An 18,721-nucleotide genomic window follows, 5' to 3' on the forward strand; every position below is an offset into this window, starting at 1 on the left:
TCGCTCTTGCGATCTCCCGCCGCCGCGCGCCGCGCGGGGCGGCGCCGGGCCGCTCCGGCCCTGGCCGCCACCGCCGTCCTGGCGGTCGCCACCGCGAGCGGGTACGGGCTGAGTTCGGTGGTGCCCCGGTCGGGTGCGGAGACGCCGGCACAGCAGTCGACCCAGCCCGCCGAAGCGGGGGGACCCGCGCCGCACGTGCTGCCGGAGGTGCCCTCGCCTCTCGACCCCAACGGCGAGACGCCGGTCCTGACCGCCGCCACCCCGGAGGTCGACCCCGCCGTCAGCCCCGGTGCCACCCTCGGCACCGACCCCCTGGCCGTCCCCGGTGCTCCTGTGGGAGCCGGTCCGGTCGTCGGCCCCGCGCCGCCACCCCAGGCCGCTCCCGGTGGCGGCGTGGTCGCCGCCCCCCAGGCACCCCCCGCGCCCGGTGCCACCCGTAGCACCGCCGCCCGTCCTCCGGCGGCGGCACCGACGTCCAAGGCGAGCCCGGCGGCGGGCGGCGGCACCGTCCGCCCCACCACCCGTCCGCCGGCCGACACGGCCACCCAGAAGCCGGCATCGCCGAAGCCGTCGGTGATGCCCGGCCAGGTGAACAGCTCGGGCCGGAACCTGGCGCTCAACGGCACCGCGAGTGCCTCCAGCGTCGAGGTCAACGCCGTGTGGGACGCCCGGTACGCCATCGACGGCGACTCGGACAGCCGGTGGAGCAGCAGCTTCCAATCCGATCCGCAGTGGCTCTCCGTCGACCTGGGTGCGGTCTGGCAGGTCACCGAGGTCCGGCTGATGTGGGAGCGGGCGTACGCGACGGCGTACCGGGTCGAGGTGTCGACCGACGGTCGGAACTGGACGGTCGTCTACCGGACCACGGCCGGTTCCGGCGGTACGGTCACCATCGCCGTGCCCCGGACCCCGGCCCGGTACGTGCGGATGGTCGGCACGGCCCGGGTGATGCAGGGCTACGGGTACTCGCTGCACGAGTTCGAGATCCGGTGACGGCGTGCGGCGGGGCCGTCCGGTGGTGACCGGCACCGGCTCCGCCACCCGGTCGGGGCGGGTCCGTCACGACCGGGCGAGGTGGTCGACGGCGTCGACCCCGGGCTCCACCGGGGTCACGTCCCGACCGGCGCGGCGGCGGTGCAGGAACTCAGTCGTCCCGAGCGCGACCACACCGAACACCGCGTCGGCGAAGGTGACCACCAACCTGCTGGCCACCGCCACGGCCACCGCCGACGGGACCGGCAGGACCAGCGCCAGCGCGCCGGTCAGGGCGACCTCGCGGACTCCGAGCCCGTCGGGTGTGACGACGGTCAGCACGCCGATCACCGAGGCGAGGGTGAACGCCCCGAGGCACAGCGGCAGCGCGGCGGCGGCGTCGGCTCCCATCAGGACCGCGAGCAGCCACACGTGGAGGGCACCGACGAGCCAGGAGCAGATCTGCCAGAACACCGCGACGCGGACCGCCCGTCGGGACAGCGACCGGGTCTGTTGCGGTCGTCGCAGCACCCGCAGGGCCAGGGTCGCGGCGCGGTCGAGCAGGCTCGGCCAGATCAGCACCGCCGCCACCAGCAGGGCCGGTGGCACCAGCCAGAGGGCCTGACCGCCGAGGATCCGTACGCCAGTGAGCAGCCCGATCGCCAGTCCGGTGAGGTGGATGACGACCATGTGCAGGGTCCCGGACACCAGCATCCGGGGCATCGGCACGTCGTTGGCGTCTGCCACCTTCACCGTGGCGATCAGGCCCGGCACCTTGCCCGGCACGTACTTGGCGAGGAACCCGACGTAGTAGATCCGGACGATGCCGACCAGCGGCACCGGCGGGCCGAGTTCGGCCAGGATGGCGCGCCAGGAGAACATCCCGAGCAGCGGCCCCGCCATCGCCGTCAGGACGGCGACCGTCATCAGCGCGACGGTCTCCTCCCGGTCGCGTCGGCGGAGCACCTCGGTGAGCACCGACCAGTCCTGGTCCAGCAGGGTCCGGCCGACCGCGACCACCACGACCAGGCCGAACACCAGGGCGGCGAGTCGCCACAGCGTACGGGAACGGGTTGTCGTCGGCCGTTTGGTCATCGTCGCTGTGGGCCTTCCTGCTCAGGCCGCGCTGGTGCTGCCGGTCGTCGTCGGGTCCGAACTCCTCGGGGCACCGCCCGTGCGGCAGGTCCGGCCCGAGCAGGGGCGACAGAACTGCTCTGCATTGATCGGCGCACATATCCTGGCCGATCGTCGTGGGTCCGTCAAGGATGTGTCGTATCGCCGGTGGGGCGCTTTCTCCCGGCTGGTTTCCTTGCCTGTGATTGGACCATCAATTGTCCTGTTTTCGGGCGGGGTGGGCGATCCGTCGGACGGTGCCGGCGGCGGCTGTCGCATTTTGGGTCGAATTCGGAATGGGTGGCCTGCACGTATTCGGGCAGATCTGGGAGCTGATAGACGTGCGTCGCTGGGGTCTGTAAGAATGCGGGCATGACGCAGTCTGTTCGCGGTGGTTCCCTGCTGCTCTCGTCCGCGCGCCACGCGCTCCGGGCGCTCGACCTCACCGTCGCTCGTAGCCCGTCCTCGGTAACCGGTTACCGCCTGCAGAAATGGACGGGAACCCACGATGCGTCCCGGCCGGTGCCCGCCGAGATGGCGCGTGTTCTGCGGGACGACAACGCCGAGTTGACGGACCTGCGTCAGCGCTACGCGGCGGCCCGGTCCCCGATGCGACCCGGCAGGTTCTGGCGGAACAACACCCGACAGCGCGATTTCAATCTGCGTTACTTCCGTGGTGACAACGCCTATGTCTGGCAACTGCGGCAGCTCGGTGAGAATCCGAAACTGAAGGCGTACCTCTACGCGCGCTACGTCGCCGAGATGGACGAGCGCGACCTGCTCGGCCGGCTGACCGAGGACGGCGCCTTCGGTTGCTGGACCTTCGGCTTCCGCTCCCTGCCCCTGGTGAGCCGGGACCTGCTCGACTCCGTCAACGAGATCTACTTCCTCGACCGGCACTGGGGTCTGCTCACCCGTGAGGGGCACACCGTCCTCGACGTGGGGGCCGGTTACGGTCGGCTGGCCCACCGGACGGTGACTGCCTGCCCCGGGCTGGGCAGGTACCTCTGCCTCGACGCCCTCCCCGAGTCGACCTTCCTGAGTCGGCAGTACCTCCGCTTCCGCCGGGTCGACCACAAGGCGGTGGTGGTCGACCTCGACACCATGCAGGAGGATCTGGCCTCGGTGCGACCCGACCTCGCGGTCAACGTCCACTCCTTCTCGGAGATGCCGTTGAGTGCGATCGACGCCTGGATCGGGATGCTCGCCCGCCTGGAGGTCCCCGCGCTGATGATCGTGCCCAACGACGGTGCGGAGCTGCTCAGTCACGAGGACGACTTCCGGCGGCTGGACTTCGCGCCGGTGCTCGCCAGGTACGGGTACACCCTGACCGCGAGCGAACCGGTCATCCGGGACGAGGACGTCAGGGAGCTGACGGGGGTCCGGGACCACTTCATGTTCTTCCGCCGCAAGGGGGCGGACCGGGAAGGCTCCACTGGGGACGGACGGGACGGTGCATCCCCGGTCCGGTAAGGGATTCTCGGGCCCCTGGGCAGTGCGGATCGTCCGTACAGACAGATCGTTGTTAACGATATTGACACATCTGTCGGTGTCGGCGAGACTTCCGAGTCGGGAGCGCTCCCACACCGCTGTGGAACGTCGTCTCCCGCCACACCGTGGCACCGCCACGGCCCCTCCCTCTCCAGGTCGGCTACCGGTCGCTGCGTCACCTGTCGACCACCGCGTGGCGGTGGCCGGGGTCGGAGCCGTGGCGCGCGTACGCCGCAGCCTGCCCGGTTCACGAAAGGCGGGAACGTGCGACTGACGAAGGTCGACAAGTGGGGCCAGGAACTGCGGGACGTACGCGACCCCGCCGCGTTGTTCGGCGGGAGCGCCCAGACGGCGATGCTGCGGCTGCTCACCATGGCGGGGAAGGTGCCCTTCCGCTCCGCCTTCGACGGGCTGACAGTGCGCGAGCAGGCGATCGTCCGGCACGTCCTCGGTCGACAGGAGCTACGACTGACCGAGCCGGGGGTCGACGCCCCGCCCGCCCGGTTCGTGCTCTGCCACTCGACGCAGGGCAAGCTGACAGTCCACGAACCGGCCCGTGGGGACCTGCCGACCGAGCAGGTCGTGGCGGAGCTCGCGCTCCCCGAGTGGATGATCGAGATGATCGACGAGGAGTGCCTGCCGGCCGAGGTCGAGGAGGAGCACCAGCGCCACGAACTCGACCAGCTGCTGCACACCTGGCACGCCGAGGGCACCCTCCCCGATCGCCTGGAAGAGGCCATCGACTGGGTCGAACGCGTCGAGACCGTCCTGATCCACGTCCAGCGCCGGGTCTTCTCCCGCTCCGACTCCGGCTCCAGCACCCTCATCCGCGACGGGGTGCTCCCGGCGCTGCGGGCCCGGCCCCCGGCCGACTGGAGCCCGGAGGAGCGGCTCTTCGTCGCCACGATCCAGCTGCTGTTCCGTACCGGCCGGGCGGTCCGGTTCGAGGAGTTCAACGGCCGTCAACTCACCGCCGTCGGTCTGCGCCGGGTGCTGACCGCCCGGTGCGCGACGTACCTGCACGCCCTCGGCGAACCGGCCACCGGACGACTGAGCACCGCGACCCTGACCGACCTGGCAGCGCTCGCCGGTGACCTCGTCGAACGCGTCGACGGCAGCGGGCAGATCCGGTACCGGCGCATCAACGGCCTGACCTACGCCAAGGACGAGTACCTGCTGCCGTGGGAGCGGGGCGGACGCCGCCCCGTCGAACTGCCCCCGACGCTGCGGACGCTCACCGGTGTCCTGCCCGGCCCGGTCGACGGCGCGGACGCCGCCGCGTGGGTACGCGGTGCCACCGCCGCCGCCCTGCGGACCGCGCAGACCGACGGCGACGAGCGCGACCTGCTCCGGATCCTGGAGGGGATCGTCCTGGGCGCCGTGGTCGAGGCCCGCGCCGACTACGGCATGTCCAGCGGTGTCCGCGACCTGTCCCGCCTCGACGGCCCGGCCGGACGGTACGGCGACGAGGTGGCGGGGCTGAAGAAGCCCGACTTCTTCTGCTGCGTGCTGCCCAGCCCCCGGATGGCCGCCGACCTGGCACCCGCCGCCGTCACCGACGTCCTGTGGCAGGTCGCCCAGCGGATGATGTACAACCGGTGGCACTTCGTGCCCGGCAACTTCGACCGGGCCGAGGTCCCCCGACAGCGGCACTACTTCTTCCCGCCACTGGTGCCCGACATCGGCGAGTGGGGCGACCTGCGCCACGGGGGCCACAGCACCTCCCGGGTCCGCTACACCCTGCGGGCACCCGGGGCGGCGATGTGGCAGCCCCCGTTCACCGTCGGCGGGCGGCAGTACCGGGGGGCGTACGACATCCGGCTGGTCCGGATGGACGGACCGCCCTTCACCCTGGACGACCTGCGCGTGGCCTGCCGGTACTCGGCACTGGTGGACGTCCTCTGGCGGGAGGTGGCAGCCTACGCCGACGCCCACGACGGGTGGAGCCCGACGATCACCTCGTTCACCGGAGACTGGTACGCCACCAAGGCCTGGCACGAGCCCGTCGAGCGGTTGGCCGCCGCTGCGGAGACCGTCGGTGGGCTCGCGTGAGTCCGGACCCCCGTCTCGTCGTCGTCAACGACGAGGACCAGTACTCCCTCTGGCCGGCCGACCGGCCCGTACCGGATGGTTGGACGACGGTGTTCACCGGAGCGGTGCAGGCGTGCCTGGAACACGTCGCCGGGCACTGGACCGACCTGCGGCCCGCCTCCCTGCGTACCCCCGGGGGTGCCCCTGAGGGGCGGGACGTGGCAGCGGGACCCGCCATGGTGGACCCGGTGTGGTCGGTCGCCACCGGAGCACGACGCCCGGTCGACCGGACCCCGCTGCATGTCCTCGTCGACCGGGCGTTGGCTGCCGACCCCGACCGGGTCGCCCTGCGCTGCGCGGGCGTCGAGGTCACGGCGGGTGACCTGCGGACCCGGGTCCGGGACACCGCCCGGGTGCTGCGGGCGTACGGCGCCGGACCGGAGACACCCGTCGCGGTGCTGCTGCCCCGGTCGGTGGACGCGGTGGTGGCGATCCTGGCGGTGCTGGCGGCCGGATCGGCGTACCTGCCGCTGTCGGTCCACGACCCGGCGCACCGGCGGGGCCGGATCCTGGCCGACGCGGGTGACCCGGTGCTGCTGACCGGGCCGGGTCAGCGCGGGCTCGTGCCCGAGGGCTACCCGGCGGCCGTGCTCGACGTGACCGACCTGCCGGACGCCCTCGGTGACGACGGCGACGGCGGCTGTCGGGGGGAGAACCTGGCGTTCGTCATGTACACCTCCGGCACCAGCGGCGAACCCAAGGGGGTGCTCGGCACCCACCGGCAGTTGGTCAACTACGTGCGGTGGTGCGCCGAGGAGTTCGCGTTCCAGCCGGGGGAGCGGGCCGTCCTGCACGCCCCGCTGTACTTCGTCGGGTCGGTGATGACGCTGTTCACCGCGTTGGTCGCCGACTGGGAACTGGAGGTCGCCCCGGAGCCGGTGGCGTTCGACGACCTGATCGCGGTGACCGCCGCAGCCCCGTGCGGGTTCCTGAAACTCACCCCGTCGCACGTGCGGGCGATGACCGCCCTCGGAGGCGTCGACGACGTCGCCCGCCAGGTGATGATCGGCAGTGAACCGCTCTACCTGACCCCCGAGTTCGACGCGTGGATCACCGGTAGTCCGAAGTCAGGCTTCGGCAACCACTACGGGATGAGCGAGACCGTCGGCGCGACCTGGTACTGGATCGGGGCGGACCGCACCGTCGGGCGACGGTTGCCGGTCGGCGCCCCCATCCCCAACGCCGAGGTGCACGTCCTCGACGAGCAGGGTCGGCCCGTGGAGCTGGGCCGGACCGGCGAGATCTGCCTGGGCGGGGCCGTCGTCGGCCGGGGCTACCACGGTCAGCCGGTGCTGACCGCCCAGCGGTGGGTCCCGCACCCGGCGGGCGGCGGAGACCGCCTGCTGCGCACCGGTGACCTGGGCCGGATGGGACCCGACGGGGTCCTGGACGTTCTCGGCCGGGCCGACCGGCAGGTGAAGATCCGGGGCCAACGTGTCGAGCCGCCCGCCGTCGAGGACGCGCTGCGCCGTTGCCCCGGCGTCGCCGAGGCGGTGGTGATCGCCGAACCCGACGGCCACGACCTGCACCTCGTCGCGTACCTGCGCTCCGAGGCGGAGCCGAGACCGACCGAGGCGCAGCTGCGCGCCCACCTCGCCGCCGTCCTCCCGGAGGCGTCCATCCCGAGCCGGTTGCGGTACGTGGCGCAGTACCCCCTCACCCCCAACGGCAAGGTCGACACCCGCCGCCTGCCGGCCACCCCGACGGAACGACCCGCGCTGAGCACCGGCTACGCCGCGCCCAGTGGTGACCTGGAGACGGCGGTGGCGACGGTCGTCGCCGAGGTGCTGCGGGTGGACCGGCTCGGCGTCGACGACGACTTCTTCGAACTCGGTGGCGACTCCGTGCAGGTGGTCGAGGTGGTCACCCGGCTCGACGAGGAGTTGGGCCTGCCGGTGGGGATCGCCGACGTGTTCGACGGCCGTACCGTCCGCGCCGTGGCCGCGACGATGAGCGGACGCCGGCCGCCCGCCGCCCCGGCCCCGCCGCCGCCCGCCGGACAGCCCGCTGACCAGCCGCCGCCCTCCGGACAGCCCGCTGACCAGCCGCCGTCTTCCGGACGACCGGCGGAGCCGCTGCGTGCCGGGCAGCCGGTGGACCAGCCGACCGTCGGGGCCGGGCAGCCGTTGCCCGCAGACGCGCCCGTCCAGGCCCGGTTCCGCGCCGCCCCCGCCGCCTGCGCGCCGCTGACCTGGGGGCAGACGGCCATGTACCGGCCGATGCGGTGGTTCGGCGAGGCCAGCCGGGACTTCAACATCACCCGGGTGGTGTGGCTGACCGCCCCGGTCCCGGTCGAACGGGTCACCGGGGCCTGGTCGGAGCTGGTGGCCCGCCACCAGGTGTTGCGGACAGTGATCAGCGACGGCGTCGACGGACCCCGACAGACGTCGTGTGCCGACGGGGCGTACACACCGTTGCTGCGCGACACCACCGCCGCCGCGCTGCCCGAGGAGGCCGCCACCGTCGCCGCCGAGCTGGCCGCCGACGCGTTCCGGCTGGACCGGGAGTGGCCGCTGCGGTGGGCGCTGCTGCGCGTCGACGGACTCGTCGAGGCGGTGGCCCTGGCGGCCTCGCACGTGTCGCTGGACGGCTGGTCGTTGGAGCTGCTGTCGGCACAGTTGCGCACCCTCGTCGAGGGTGACCGGTCCCTGCCCCCGCCGGGCTGGCAGCCGCTGGACCAGGCCGCCTACGAGTCCTCACCGGCCGGGCAGCGTCGGGGTCGCCGGTCACTGGCGTACTGGCGGGAGCGGCTGCCGGCGGTCCCACGCCGGATCTTCGACGGGCCGGAGCACGACGGCGGCCCGCTGCCCGTGGTCACGTGGCGGATGGAGTCTGCCGCCGTGGCCGTGGCCGCCGCCGTGCTGGCCCGGCGCACCCAGGCGTCCTCGTCGACTGTGGTGCTGACCGCCGCCCTCCTGGTCCAGGCCGCGCTGACCGGTCGGGACCGGGCCGTGGTGAAGCTGATCGCGGGTAACCGCAACACCCCCCGCCAGCGGGAGCTGGCCACCGGCATCGCCCAGAACGCGCTGCTGGTCTTCGACGTCGGCGACGGTGACGTCGACGACGCCGTCCGGCGCTGCTACCGCGACTCCACCGAGTCCTACTTCCACGCCACCTATCCGCCGGAGGCGCTCGACGAGCTGATCGCGGCCGAGGGGACCCACGCCGACCTGTCGGTGTACTTCAACGACTCCCGGATGGGCCGCGACTTCGACCCCCCGGCCGCAGAGCCCGACCGGGCCACCCTGACCGACCTGGCCGCCCGGACCACGGTCCGGCAGATCGCCGCCGTCGCCCGCCACGACATGACCTTCTTCCTGGCCATGCCCCACCTGGCCGGCGGCGGCGCGCTGCACCTGCTGGCCGACACCCGGCGGGTGCCCGCCGACACCTGTCTGCGGTCCCTGCGGGGCGTCGAGACGCTGCTGTGTGAGGCGGCGCTGCGTCCGGTGCCCCTCACGGAGGTCGCCGCCCTGCTCGACCTCGGCTGAATCCCCGACCCGCCAGGAGCCGTCATGACCGACCCCTACCCGCTGCTGCACCGACTGGCCGCCGCCGACGACGCGCTCACCGGCGTCGCCCTGCCGCCCGACGGGCGCTACCAGGTGGTCACCACCACCGTCGACGAGGTCACCGCCCGGATCGTAGGGACCCTCCGGGACGGTTTCGCCGGTCGACGCCCGGCCGACCATCCGCTGCTGGTGCTCGGCTGGGGACGGTGCCGGGTCGGGTCGACGGCGGTGACGAACCTGTTCGGCATGGCCGGGGCCGCCGCCTACTACCAGCCCGTCAAGACCATCGGCCGGTTCGTCCTCACCGGCGGCGAGGGCTCACAGTGGAAGCTGCCCGACGGGGAGCCGGTGCTGTTCGCCAAGGAGATGGCCGGGCCGTACGTGCCGTTCGAGGCGTTGTTCAACCCAGTCCGCTGCCTCGTGGAAGCCGGATGGCCGGTCGACCGGTTGCGGCTGCTGGTGCTGGACCGGCAGCCCCGCGCCTCGCTCGACTCGTGGATGGCCAAGTGGGAGGGGCGGATCGGCCGTACCCGGGTGGTGGAGAACTTCGTCCTCAGCACCGTGAACTACGGCCGGATGCGGGCGTACGCGGCAGCCGAGGGGGTGGCGGTGACCCACTTCCCGTACGAGTGCAGCCGCCGCCCACAGGAGACGGTGTCCCGGCTCTTCGACCGCCTCGGCATCGGGCACCTGTACCGGCCGCAGATGCTCACCGGTTGGGGTGCCGCCGGTGACCTCAACTCCGACCAGTCGAAGATCCACCATCCGGTGGAGCCGGAGCCGTACGTCGTGCCCGGCCTGCACGGCGACGCCGACGAGTACCGGTTCCGGGACCGGCAGGTGACCGTCCTGACCGATTCGGAGCTGGCGGTGGCCGACAGCACCGAGGTCGTCGAGTCCTACCGGGTCTCGGTGCGCTCCTGCGCCCAGGAGCTGGACCTGCCGGTGTCCCTGCGTGACGAGATCTTCGGCTGACCTCGATGGCCGTGTCCACCACGGGAGCCGGATCCCTGCGTGAGGCCGCCGCCGCCAGGCTGCGGATCGCCCGACTGTGGCCCGCCGCCGGAGCCGGCCCGAGCGCCGTCGCACTGGCCCTGAGCGGGTTGCGTGGCCTGCTGCCTGTGGTCTTCGCGATCGCCGTCGCCACCACCGTCGGCCGCATCGGGCCGGTGCTGCGCGACGGCGCACCACAGGCGCAGGTGTGGTGGCCACTGGCCGCCGCCGGGGCGGCGCTCGTCGCGTTGCAACTGGCCGAGGCGGCGCAGAAGGCGGTCGGTGAGCGGCTCGGCCGCAACGTCGACGGGCACATGTACCGGCGGCTCATCCAGGCGTCCCTGTCGACCCGGGAGATCACGCCCCTGGAGGATCCGGCGGTGCTCGACGAGCTGGGTGAGGCCGGCCACGAGCTGCGGTTCGCGTTCCGCACGCCCGGGGCGGCCTACGCCGGGCTGATCGCGCTGGTCGGACCGTACACGCAGGTCGCCGGCTTCACCGCGGTCGTCGCGGTGGTGCTGGATCCCTGGGCGGCGGTGGCGATGCTGGCGGTGGTCCTGCTGTTCCGTCACGGCCAGCGCGGCGGGCTGCGACGCTACGCCCGGGTCATCCGCGACGTCGCCGCGCTGCGCCGGGAGAGCCGCTACCTGCGGAGGCTGGCGATGGGTCCGACGGCGGCCAAGGAGCTGCGCGTCTTCGACCTGACCGGCTGGCTGACCGGACGCTACCGGGACGTCTACCGCCGGAGCCTGGACCCGGTGTGGGCCGAGCGCCGCCGGATCTACCTGCGGCCCTACCTGGTGTACACCACTGTCGGCCTGGTCGGTGTGGCAGCCGTCCTGGCCCTGTCCGGGGTCCGCGCCGCCGACGACGTCGTCGACCTGGCGGCGCTGGCGCTGGTGTTGCAGGCGGTGATGGCGCTGATCCGGCTGGGGGAGTTCTATCCCGACTCCGACACCCAGACCCAGTACGGCATGAACGCCGAGACCGCCGTGACGGCGTTCGAGCGGGCCATGGCGGGTCACCCCGAACCGGCCGACACCGGCCGGGCCGGACCGGCGGCCACCACCGCCCCGGCGATCGACGTCACCGGGGTGCGGTTCGGGTATCCGGGGGCGGCCGAGCCGGTCTTCGACGGACTGGACCTGCACATCCCCGCCGGGCAGTGCACCGCCCTGGTCGGGGTGAACGGGGCGGGCAAGACCACCCTGGTCAAACTCCTGGCCCGGCTCTACTCGCCGGACGCGGGTGCGGTCCGGGTCGACGGGGTCGACGTCGCCGACCTGCCCGCCCGGGACTGGCAGCGGCGCATCGCCGTGGTGTTCCAGGACTTCGTACGCTACGAGCTGTCGGCGGCGGCCAACATCGGCTTCGGTGCGGTGGAGCACCTCGACGACCGCGCCGGGATCCGCCGCGCGGCGCAGGCCGTGGGGCTGCTCGACACCCTCGACGCGCTCCCCGACGGGTTGGACACCCTGCTGTCGCGGGCCTACGACGGTGGTGTGGACCTCTCCGGCGGGCAGTGGCAGCGCATCGCCATCGCGCGTGCCCTCTTCGCGCTCTACCACGGCAGTACGGTGCTGGTGCTGGACGAGCCGACGGCGGCGTTGGACGTCCGTGCCGAGGCGGAGTTCTTCGCCCGGTTCGCGGAGTTGACCAGGGGCCGGACGACGATCCTCATCTCGCACCGGCTCTCCAGTGTCCGGCTGGCCGACCGGATCGTCCTGCTGGACCGGGGCCGGGTCGTCGAGGAGGGCAGCCACGACCAGTTGATGGCCGCCGGCGGCCGGTACGCGGCGATGTTCACGTTGCAGGCGGAGCGCTTCGTCGACGACGAGCCGGGCCGTGATCCGGCAGTGCAGAGGGTGGGGTGAGGCGACGGTGACGGCGATCATGACGTTGCTGCGGCTGGCGTGGCGGCAGGACCGGCGCAGGATGTCGGTGGCGGTGGTGCTGATGGCGGGCAACGCGGTGGCGGTGCCGTTCGGGGCGGTGGCGCTGCGCAACCTCACCGATGCGGCGTCGGCCGGGCGCGCAGAGGCTGCGGCCGGGTGGGGTCTGGCCGTCGCGGTGGCCGCGATCGCGGCGTTGACCTGCGCGCACTTCGCCCACATCGCGTACTTCGAGGTCGCCGAACTGGTGGTGCTCACCACCGACGAGCAGCTCATCGAGGTCAGCAACGGCACGCCGTACCTCGACCACCACGAGCGACCGGACCACGCCGACCGGATGGCGTTGGTCCAGGACGAGCTCCAGCGCATCGGGGAGGGGTTGCAGGCGCTGCTGACCGGCGGGTCCCTGGCGGTGGGGCTGTTGCTGACGACAGCGCTGCTGACCATGGCCCATCCGGCGTTGGTGGCGTTGCCGTTGCTCGCCGCGTTGCCGTTGCTCGCCGGTCGGCGGGCCCAGGCCGCCCTGGACCGGGCCCGCGAGGACAGCACCGTCGACACCCGACAGGCCCGGCACCTGTTCGACCTGACCACCGACGCGGCCTCGGCCAAGGAACTGCGTCTGCTGGGGCTGGTCGAGCACCTGCAGGAGCGTTACGCGCTGCACTGGCGGCGGGCCACGGCCCGGCTGTGGCGGGGCGAGCTGACCGCCGGGCTGTGGCGCGCCGCAGGTCAGGCGGTCTTCGCCCTCGGGTACGTCGTCGCGCTGGTCCTGGTGGTCCGCGACGCGGTACGCGGTGACGCGGGCGTGGGCACAGTGGTTTTGGCGATCGTGCTCGCCTCCCAGCTCAACCACCAGGTCGCCGCCGCGGCGACGATCACGCAGCAACTGGTGCGCAGCGGCCGGTCCCTGCGTCGGCTGGACGAGGTACGCGACCTGGTGCCGGCCCCGGTCGTCCCACCCGACGCGCCTGTCACACCGGTGAGTCCACCGGCCCGGCTGCGGGAGGGCATCCGCCTGCGGCATGTCACCTTCACCTACCCGGGGGCGGCCGAGCCGGTGCTGCGCGACGTCGACCTGGTGCTGCCGGCCGGCAGCACCGTGGCGATAGTGGGCGAGAACGGGGCGGGCAAGACCACGCTGGTCAAGCTGCTCAACCGGTTCTACGAGCCCGACCGGGGGGCGATCCTGGTCGACGGGGTCGACCTGCGCCACCTCGACCTGGCCGCCTGGCGGGCGCGGACCACAGCGGCGTTCCAGGACTACGCCCGCCCGGAGTTGACGGCCCGGCTGGCGGTCGGCGTCGGTGACCTGCCTCGCGCCACCGACGACGACGCCGTACGCAACGCCCTGGCCCGCGCGCAGAGCACCGTCGCCGACCGGCTGCCCTACGGGCTGGACACCCGGCTGGGTCGCAGTCATGCCGACGGTGGGGTGGACGCCTCCGGCGGTCAGTGGCAGCAGCTGGCGCTCGGTCGGGCGATGATGCGGGACGCCCCGCTGCTGATGGTGCTCGACGAACCGGCGTCGGCGCTGGACGCCGAGGCCGAACACCGGTTGTTCGAGCGGTACGTCGACGGGGCGGCGAGGGTCGCCGCCGACAGCGGTGGGGTGACGGTGTTCGTATCGCACCGGTTCTCGACGGTCCGGGCCGCCGACCTGATCATCGTGGTCGGCGACGGGGGAGTCCGTGAGGTGGGCACCCACGACGACCTGGTCCGCCTCGACGGGATCTACGCCGCCCTCTACGGCACCCAGGCCGCCGCGTACCGGTGAGGTGCCCCCGGGTTCCGGCCCCGGTCACCGGGGGGCGGGCAGGGCTGCGGGGCAGTTCTGCTTCAGGATCTGCTCGGTGTTGGCCCGGTGCCCGGGTAGGGAGGAGGCCGGCGGGTCCAGGGCCCCGGTGAGCGCCACCGCCCGGTCGTACTGCTCCTCGGCCCGGTCGCAGTTGCGGTAGGCGGCCTCGGCGTACGCCCACACGTACCGGGTCCGGGCCTCGTCGACGGCCCCGAGGTTGGCGTACCCGTTGCCCTCGGCTCGGCGTCGGTGCAGCCGGACGGTGTAGAGGTCGACGACCTCGCCGGCGACCGCCCGTAACCGGGTCAGGTCCCCGGTCTGGTAGTACACCGAGATCGCGCTGTTGAGCAGGACCACCCTGACGTCCTCGCCGGTCTGTCGGCGCAGCGCCCGCCCCATCGCCGCCTCGGCGTCGGTGGCCATCCCGGAGGTGGCCAGGGCCTGGGCGGTGAGGGCGAGGTCCACCGGGGAGACCCGGTCGGCCCCGAGCGCGTTGATGATCTCCCACGCGTCGACGGCCCGGACCCCGAGTTGCAGGGAGGCCGCCTGGCGGGCCGCCTCGTCCCCGCGCATCTCCGCCTCCAACTCGCCGAGGACCGCCATGTCGTCGCGGAGCCGGGCCCGCAGGTCGTCGTCGCGGGAGCGGTCGGCGCGCACGTTGCTCCCGGAGGCCGTCCAGATCGAGACGACCAGGGCGAGGCAGGCCGCGACGACTGTCACCACCTCCCCGATCCGGGGCCAAGGGCGGGTCCGCAGGACGGTACACAGGCGGACCGCCCGGGCGCGGAGCCGGGCGGGTCCGCGCCGGACCCGACCCAGCGCGGTCCGGGCGCGGGCGAGTCCGGCGCGTAGCAGGGCGGCGGCGAGCCTCACGTGCCCCGCCCCAGGCGGGCGGCGGCCCGGTCCATCTGCCGTCGGGTCACCTCGACGGCGAGCTGGTCCATGAGCTGGTCCCGGCGGGCGGGGGCCACCACGTTCGCCGCCCCCACGACGTCACCGAGGCGGAAGGTCACCCCCACCCCTTCGGCAACCGGCTGTCCGTGCCGGGTCTGGCGCACCGCCACCGACAGCACCTCGGCGTCGGCGGCGGCCTCGGCGGGGCGCACCAACTCGATCTCGGTGAAGGACACCGCCGTGCCGTCGCCGTCGGGGAACTCCACTGGTACGTCTCCGCAGGAGCGCAGGTTCTCGCGCAGCTCGGCGAGGTATCCGGTGGCCTCGTCGGGGTCGGCGAAGGCGTACAGGACGACAGTGGCCTGCAGCGGCGGGGTGCCCTGGTGGTACAGCGACCGGACGGCGGTGGCGTGCGGGGTGCTGTCGGGTCTGCGGTCGCAGGGCCACGCCCCGGAGTCCGGTGAGCCCGCGTCGACTCGCCGCCACCGGTCGCCGAGGGCGTCGGTGTCGATCAACGCCGCTTCGAGGTCGTCCTCGTCGAGCCGGTCGGGTGTCGGCTCGGCGGGCGGGGTGGTGGTCGACGGCGGGGCGGTGGTCTCGGTGAAGGTGGCCGGGGGTGTGGTGATGGTGGGTGTCTGGTCGGGGTCGGCGGGGGTCTCCTCGACCGACGGGACCGGATCCGGGGCGGGGGTGGGTTCCGCGCCGCACCCGGCCAGGAGCCCGATTATCAGCACAGTGGACAGACAGACGCGAGCGCTTCGAGCCATGCCGGCTCCTTCAGCTGGTGACTCAGCGGACCGGTACCCGGATCGTACGGTCACAGTGGACCGTGTCGCCGTACCGCGAACGGCCACACCGGCCGGGCATGATCGGCCGTCCACGGCAGCCGACAGGACAGCGTCGGCGAGCCGGTCACCTCGGAGCCGGGGACCACCCAGGGGCCGTGTCCGGCAGGGGTGGGCAGGAGTCGTCGGTGGTGCCCGTGATCGGAGGGAAGCCCCGCGAGCAGCAAGAAGGCAAGGAGCCGACTCCTTGCCACTCTTACCGTATAGCACAGTGGGGGGCTTGTGGCAAGGCCCCGGTTCGGGCGCAGAATCGTCGGCCTGACCAGGTGTCGGCGGAAGTCGGAGGGGCGACGTGGGTGGTTCGAGGTCGACGGACGGGGCGAGCGGTGGGGGCGTACCTGCTTGTGGTGTCCCGGTGACCGGGCCGTACGTCCTGGGGCTGGACGAGGTCGACCGGACGCAGGCCGTGGTGGTCGGCGGCAAGGGCGCGTCCCTCGGTGAGCTGTCGCGGGTCGACGGCGTGCGGGTCCCGGCCGGTTTCTGCGTGACGACCGCCGCGTTCCGGCGGACCGTGGCGCGGACACCTCAGGTGGGCGACCTGATCGACCGGCTCTTCCACCTCGACCCGGCCGACGGGGAGGCGGTCCGGGCACTGAGCGCGCGGCTGCGCGCGGCCGTGGCGGGGGCGTTCGTCCCCGACGACGTGGTGGCGGCGATCATCGACGCCCATGCCCGGCTCGGCGCGGACGGGGCCTACGCGGTCCGGTCCAGCGCGACGGCCGAGGACTCGCCGACCGCCTCGTTCGCCGGCCAGCACGACACCCACCTGGACGTGGTGGGCCCGGACGCGATCCTGGGAGCCGTCCGCCGGTGCTGGGTCTCGCTCTTCACCGACCGGGCGGTGGCCTACCGGCGACGCAACGGCATCGACCACCGGTCGGTGCAGATGGCGGTGGTGGTGCAACGGATGGTCCCCGCCGACGCGGCCGGTGTCCTCTTCACCGCCGACCCCGTCACGGGAGACCGGCGGGTCGCCACCGTGGAGGCGGTCTTCGGCCTCGGGGAGGCGCTGGTCGACGGGCGGGTGGACGCCGATGTCTTCCGGGTCCGCGACGGGACCGTCACCGGGACCCCGGCCGCCGGACGCCGGGCCGCCACCGCCCGGCCTGCCGCCGCCACCGGTGGGCCGCAGGTCGAGGGGGTCCGACCCGACCCGCAGACGTTGACCGACGAGCAGGTCGTAGGGCTGGTGCGCCTCGGCCGCCGGATCGAGGCCCGGCTCGGTCGTCCCCAGGACATCGAGTGGTGCCGGGTCGACGAGGACCTCCACGTCGTCCAGAGTCGGCCGATCACGACGCTGTTCCCCGTGCCGGCCACCGACGACGAGGCGTACCACGTCTACGTCTCCGTCGGTCACCAGCAGATGATGACCGACCCGATGAAGCCCCTGGGGCTGTCGCTGTGGCGGCTGACCGCGATGGCCCCGATGCAGGAGGCCGGTGGGCGGCTGTTCGTCGACGTCACCGGGCACCTGGCCGTGGCGTCGAGCCGTACCCGCCTCCTGGAGGTGGTGGGGAGATCCGATCCGTTGATCGCCGACGCGCTGCGGACCGTCCTCGACCGGGGCGACGTCGTCGCCCCGTCACCGGACGAGACCACCGCAGGACGACAGCCCGTCGGAGGTCCCGGTGGACGGCCGCCCGTCGGGGGAGCCGGTGGACGGCCGCCCGTCGGGGGAGCCGGTGGACGGCCGCCCGTCGGGGGAGGCGTCCCGGTCGAGGTCGGGGCGGAGGTCGTGCCGGAGCTGATCCGGCGCAACGAGGAGTCGGTCGCCGCCCTGCGGCGGGAGATCCGTACCCGGCAGGGGCCGAAGCTGTTCGACTTCCTGCTGGAGGCATTCGAGGAGCACCGACGGGTCCTCGGTGATCCGGTGAGCATGCAGGCGATCATGGCGGGGATGGAGGCCACGTGGTGGCTCGACGACCGGCTCGGGGAGTGGCTCGGCGAGCGGAACGCTGCCGACACGCTCACCCTCTCCGCCCCCGGCAACGTCACCTCGGAGATGGGGTTGGCGCTCCTCGACGTCGCCGACGTGATCCGCCCCCACCCGGAGGTGGTGGCGTACCTCGAACGGGTCGAGGATGAGGACTTCCTCCCCGAGCTGCCGGGACTCCCGGGCGGGACGGAGGCACGTGCCGCCGTCGAGGCGTTCCTCGACCGGTACGGGATGCGGTGCGTGGGTGAGATCGACGTGACCCGGCCCCGGTGGAGCGAACGCCCCGCCACGCTGCTGCCCCTGATCCTGGACAACGTCCGCAACTTCGAGCCGGGGGCCGCCGGACGCCGGTTCGAGCAGGGGCGGCGGACGGCCGAGGCGAAGGCCCGGGAGGTGGTGGAGCGTCTGCGGGCCCTACCGGACGGGGAGCGCAGGGCCGACGAGGCCGCCCGGATGATCGACCGGGTCCGGGCCTTCGTCGGCTACCGGGAGTACCCGAAGTACGGCATCGTCAGCCGCTACCTCCTCTACCGGCAGGCCCTGCTCGCAGAGGCCGACCGGCTGGTGCGGGCCGGTGTCCTCGCCGAGCGGGAGGACGCCTTCTTCCTCACCTTCGAGGAGTTCCGCGACGCCGTGGGCACCCACCGGGTGGACCCGGCCCTGATCCGCAGTCGCCGGGAGGACTTCCGGTGGTACCTGTCGCTCACCCCGCCCCGGGTGCTCACCTCGCACGGGGAGTCGATCTCCGGGTCGTACCGTCGGACCGACGTGCCGGCCGGTGCCCTGGTCGGCCTGTCGGTCTCCGCCGGGACCGTCGAGGGTCGGGCCCGGGTCGTCCTCGACCTGGCACGGGCCGCACTCGCGCCGGGCGACATCCTGGTCACGCCCTACACCGACCCCAGTTGGACGCCGGTGTTCGTCACCGTCGCGGGCCTGGTGACGGAGGTGGGCGGCCTGATGACCCACGGCGCGGTGATCGCCCGGGAGTACGGCCTGCCTGCGGTCGTGGGGGTGGAGGGGGCCACCCGGCGGATCCGCGACGGGCAGCGGATCCGTCTGCACGCCTGCGACGGGTACGTCGAACTCCTCGACTGAGGTGGCAGCGGGCCGGGTCGGGGCAGGTGGGGGCGGTACGGGGAGCGGGTCGCCGCAGCGTCGATGTGGCATGTTTGGAGGCGGACAGGGTG

Annotated in this window: 11 protein-coding genes; 8 read left to right on the forward strand and 3 right to left on the reverse strand. The window is 73.2% G+C overall.

Annotated features, from left to right (window positions below):
• Window positions 1–993: discoidin domain-containing protein (locus ABT336_RS15265; RefSeq protein WP_350897215.1), on the forward strand; the 993-nt coding region annotated here is incomplete at its 5' end.
• A 66-nt stretch (window positions 994–1,059) separates the two neighbouring features.
• Here the strand turns inward: ABT336_RS15265 and ABT336_RS15270 are convergent.
• The gene (locus ABT336_RS15270) at window positions 1,060–2,067 is read right to left on the reverse strand and encodes a lysylphosphatidylglycerol synthase domain-containing protein (protein WP_350897216.1); all 1,008 of its coding nucleotides are present in this window, start codon (window positions 2,065–2,067) and stop codon (window positions 1,060–1,062) included.
• 552 nt (window positions 2,068–2,619) lie between these two features.
• Between ABT336_RS15270 and ABT336_RS15275 the strand changes: the two genes are divergently transcribed.
• The 6 genes from ABT336_RS15275 (at window position 2,620) to ABT336_RS15300 (ending at window position 13,838) form a co-directional block, all read left to right on the forward strand.
• A complete protein-coding gene (locus ABT336_RS15275; RefSeq protein ID WP_350897217.1) occupies window positions 2,620–3,558 on the forward strand; it encodes a putative sugar O-methyltransferase in 939 nt (312 codons plus the stop codon).
• Window positions 3,559–3,840: 282 nt separating this feature from the next.
• Window positions 3,841–5,628, forward strand: coding sequence for a hypothetical protein (locus ABT336_RS15280; protein WP_350897218.1), 1,788 nt, complete (start codon window positions 3,841–3,843; stop codon window positions 5,626–5,628).
• Window positions 5,625–9,158: an AMP-binding protein gene (locus tag ABT336_RS15285; protein ID WP_350897219.1), complete on the forward strand. Its 3,534-nt coding sequence runs from the start codon at window positions 5,625–5,627 to the stop codon at window positions 9,156–9,158. Before ABT336_RS15280 ends, ABT336_RS15285 begins: the two co-directional genes overlap by 4 nt.
• 24 nt (window positions 9,159–9,182) lie before the next feature.
• Window positions 9,183–10,154 carry a hypothetical protein gene (locus ABT336_RS15290; protein ID WP_350897220.1) on the forward strand — a complete coding sequence of 324 codons (972 nt, stop codon included), beginning with the start codon at window positions 9,183–9,185 and terminating at the stop codon, window positions 10,152–10,154.
• Between the two features lie 5 nt (window positions 10,155–10,159).
• Window positions 10,160–12,046, forward strand: coding sequence for an ABC transporter ATP-binding protein (locus tag ABT336_RS15295; RefSeq protein WP_350897221.1), 1,887 nt, complete (start codon window positions 10,160–10,162; stop codon window positions 12,044–12,046).
• A 7-nt stretch (window positions 12,047–12,053) separates the two neighbouring features.
• Window positions 12,054–13,838: an ABC transporter ATP-binding protein gene (locus tag ABT336_RS15300; protein ID WP_350897222.1), complete on the forward strand. Its 1,785-nt coding sequence runs from the start codon at window positions 12,054–12,056 to the stop codon at window positions 13,836–13,838.
• A gap of 24 nt (window positions 13,839–13,862) precedes the next feature.
• Here ABT336_RS15300 and ABT336_RS15305 read toward each other — a convergent pair whose 3' ends face one another.
• The gene (locus ABT336_RS15305) at window positions 13,863–14,732 is read right to left on the reverse strand and encodes a hypothetical protein (protein ID WP_350897223.1); all 870 of its coding nucleotides are present in this window, start codon (window positions 14,730–14,732) and stop codon (window positions 13,863–13,865) included.
• The gene (locus tag ABT336_RS15310) at window positions 14,729–15,520 is read right to left on the reverse strand and encodes a hypothetical protein (RefSeq protein ID WP_350897224.1); all 792 of its coding nucleotides are present in this window, start codon (window positions 15,518–15,520) and stop codon (window positions 14,729–14,731) included. Before ABT336_RS15310 ends, ABT336_RS15305 begins: the two co-directional genes overlap by 4 nt.
• Before the next feature lie 433 nt (window positions 15,521–15,953).
• Between ABT336_RS15310 and rph the strand changes: the two genes are divergently transcribed.
• Window positions 15,954–18,629 carry a rifamycin-inactivating phosphotransferase gene (gene rph, locus ABT336_RS15315; RefSeq protein ID WP_350897226.1) on the forward strand — a complete coding sequence of 892 codons (2,676 nt, stop codon included), beginning with the start codon at window positions 15,954–15,956 and terminating at the stop codon, window positions 18,627–18,629.
• The last annotated feature ends 92 nt before the right edge of the window (window positions 18,630–18,721 follow it).

The sequence above is a fragment of the Micromonospora sp. NPDC000207 genome (genome assembly GCF_040300925.1).
Lineage (GTDB): Bacteria > Actinomycetota > Actinomycetes > Mycobacteriales > Micromonosporaceae > Micromonospora.

Coding starts and splice junctions, on each gene's coding strand:
- ABT336_RS15270 (WP_350897216.1), bottom strand. CDS start 2,067: ATGACCAAACGGCCGACGACAACCCGTTCCCGTACGCTGTGGCGACTC.
- ABT336_RS15275 (WP_350897217.1), top strand. CDS start 2,620: ATGGCGCGTGTTCTGCGGGACGACAACGCCGAGTTGACGGACCTGCGT.
- ABT336_RS15290 (WP_350897220.1), top strand. CDS start 9,183: ATGACCGACCCCTACCCGCTGCTGCACCGACTGGCCGCCGCCGACGAC.
- ABT336_RS15295 (WP_350897221.1), top strand. CDS start 10,160: ATGGCCGTGTCCACCACGGGAGCCGGATCCCTGCGTGAGGCCGCCGCC.
- ABT336_RS15310 (WP_350897224.1), bottom strand. CDS start 15,520: ATGGCTCGAAGCGCTCGCGTCTGTCTGTCCACTGTGCTGATAATCGGG.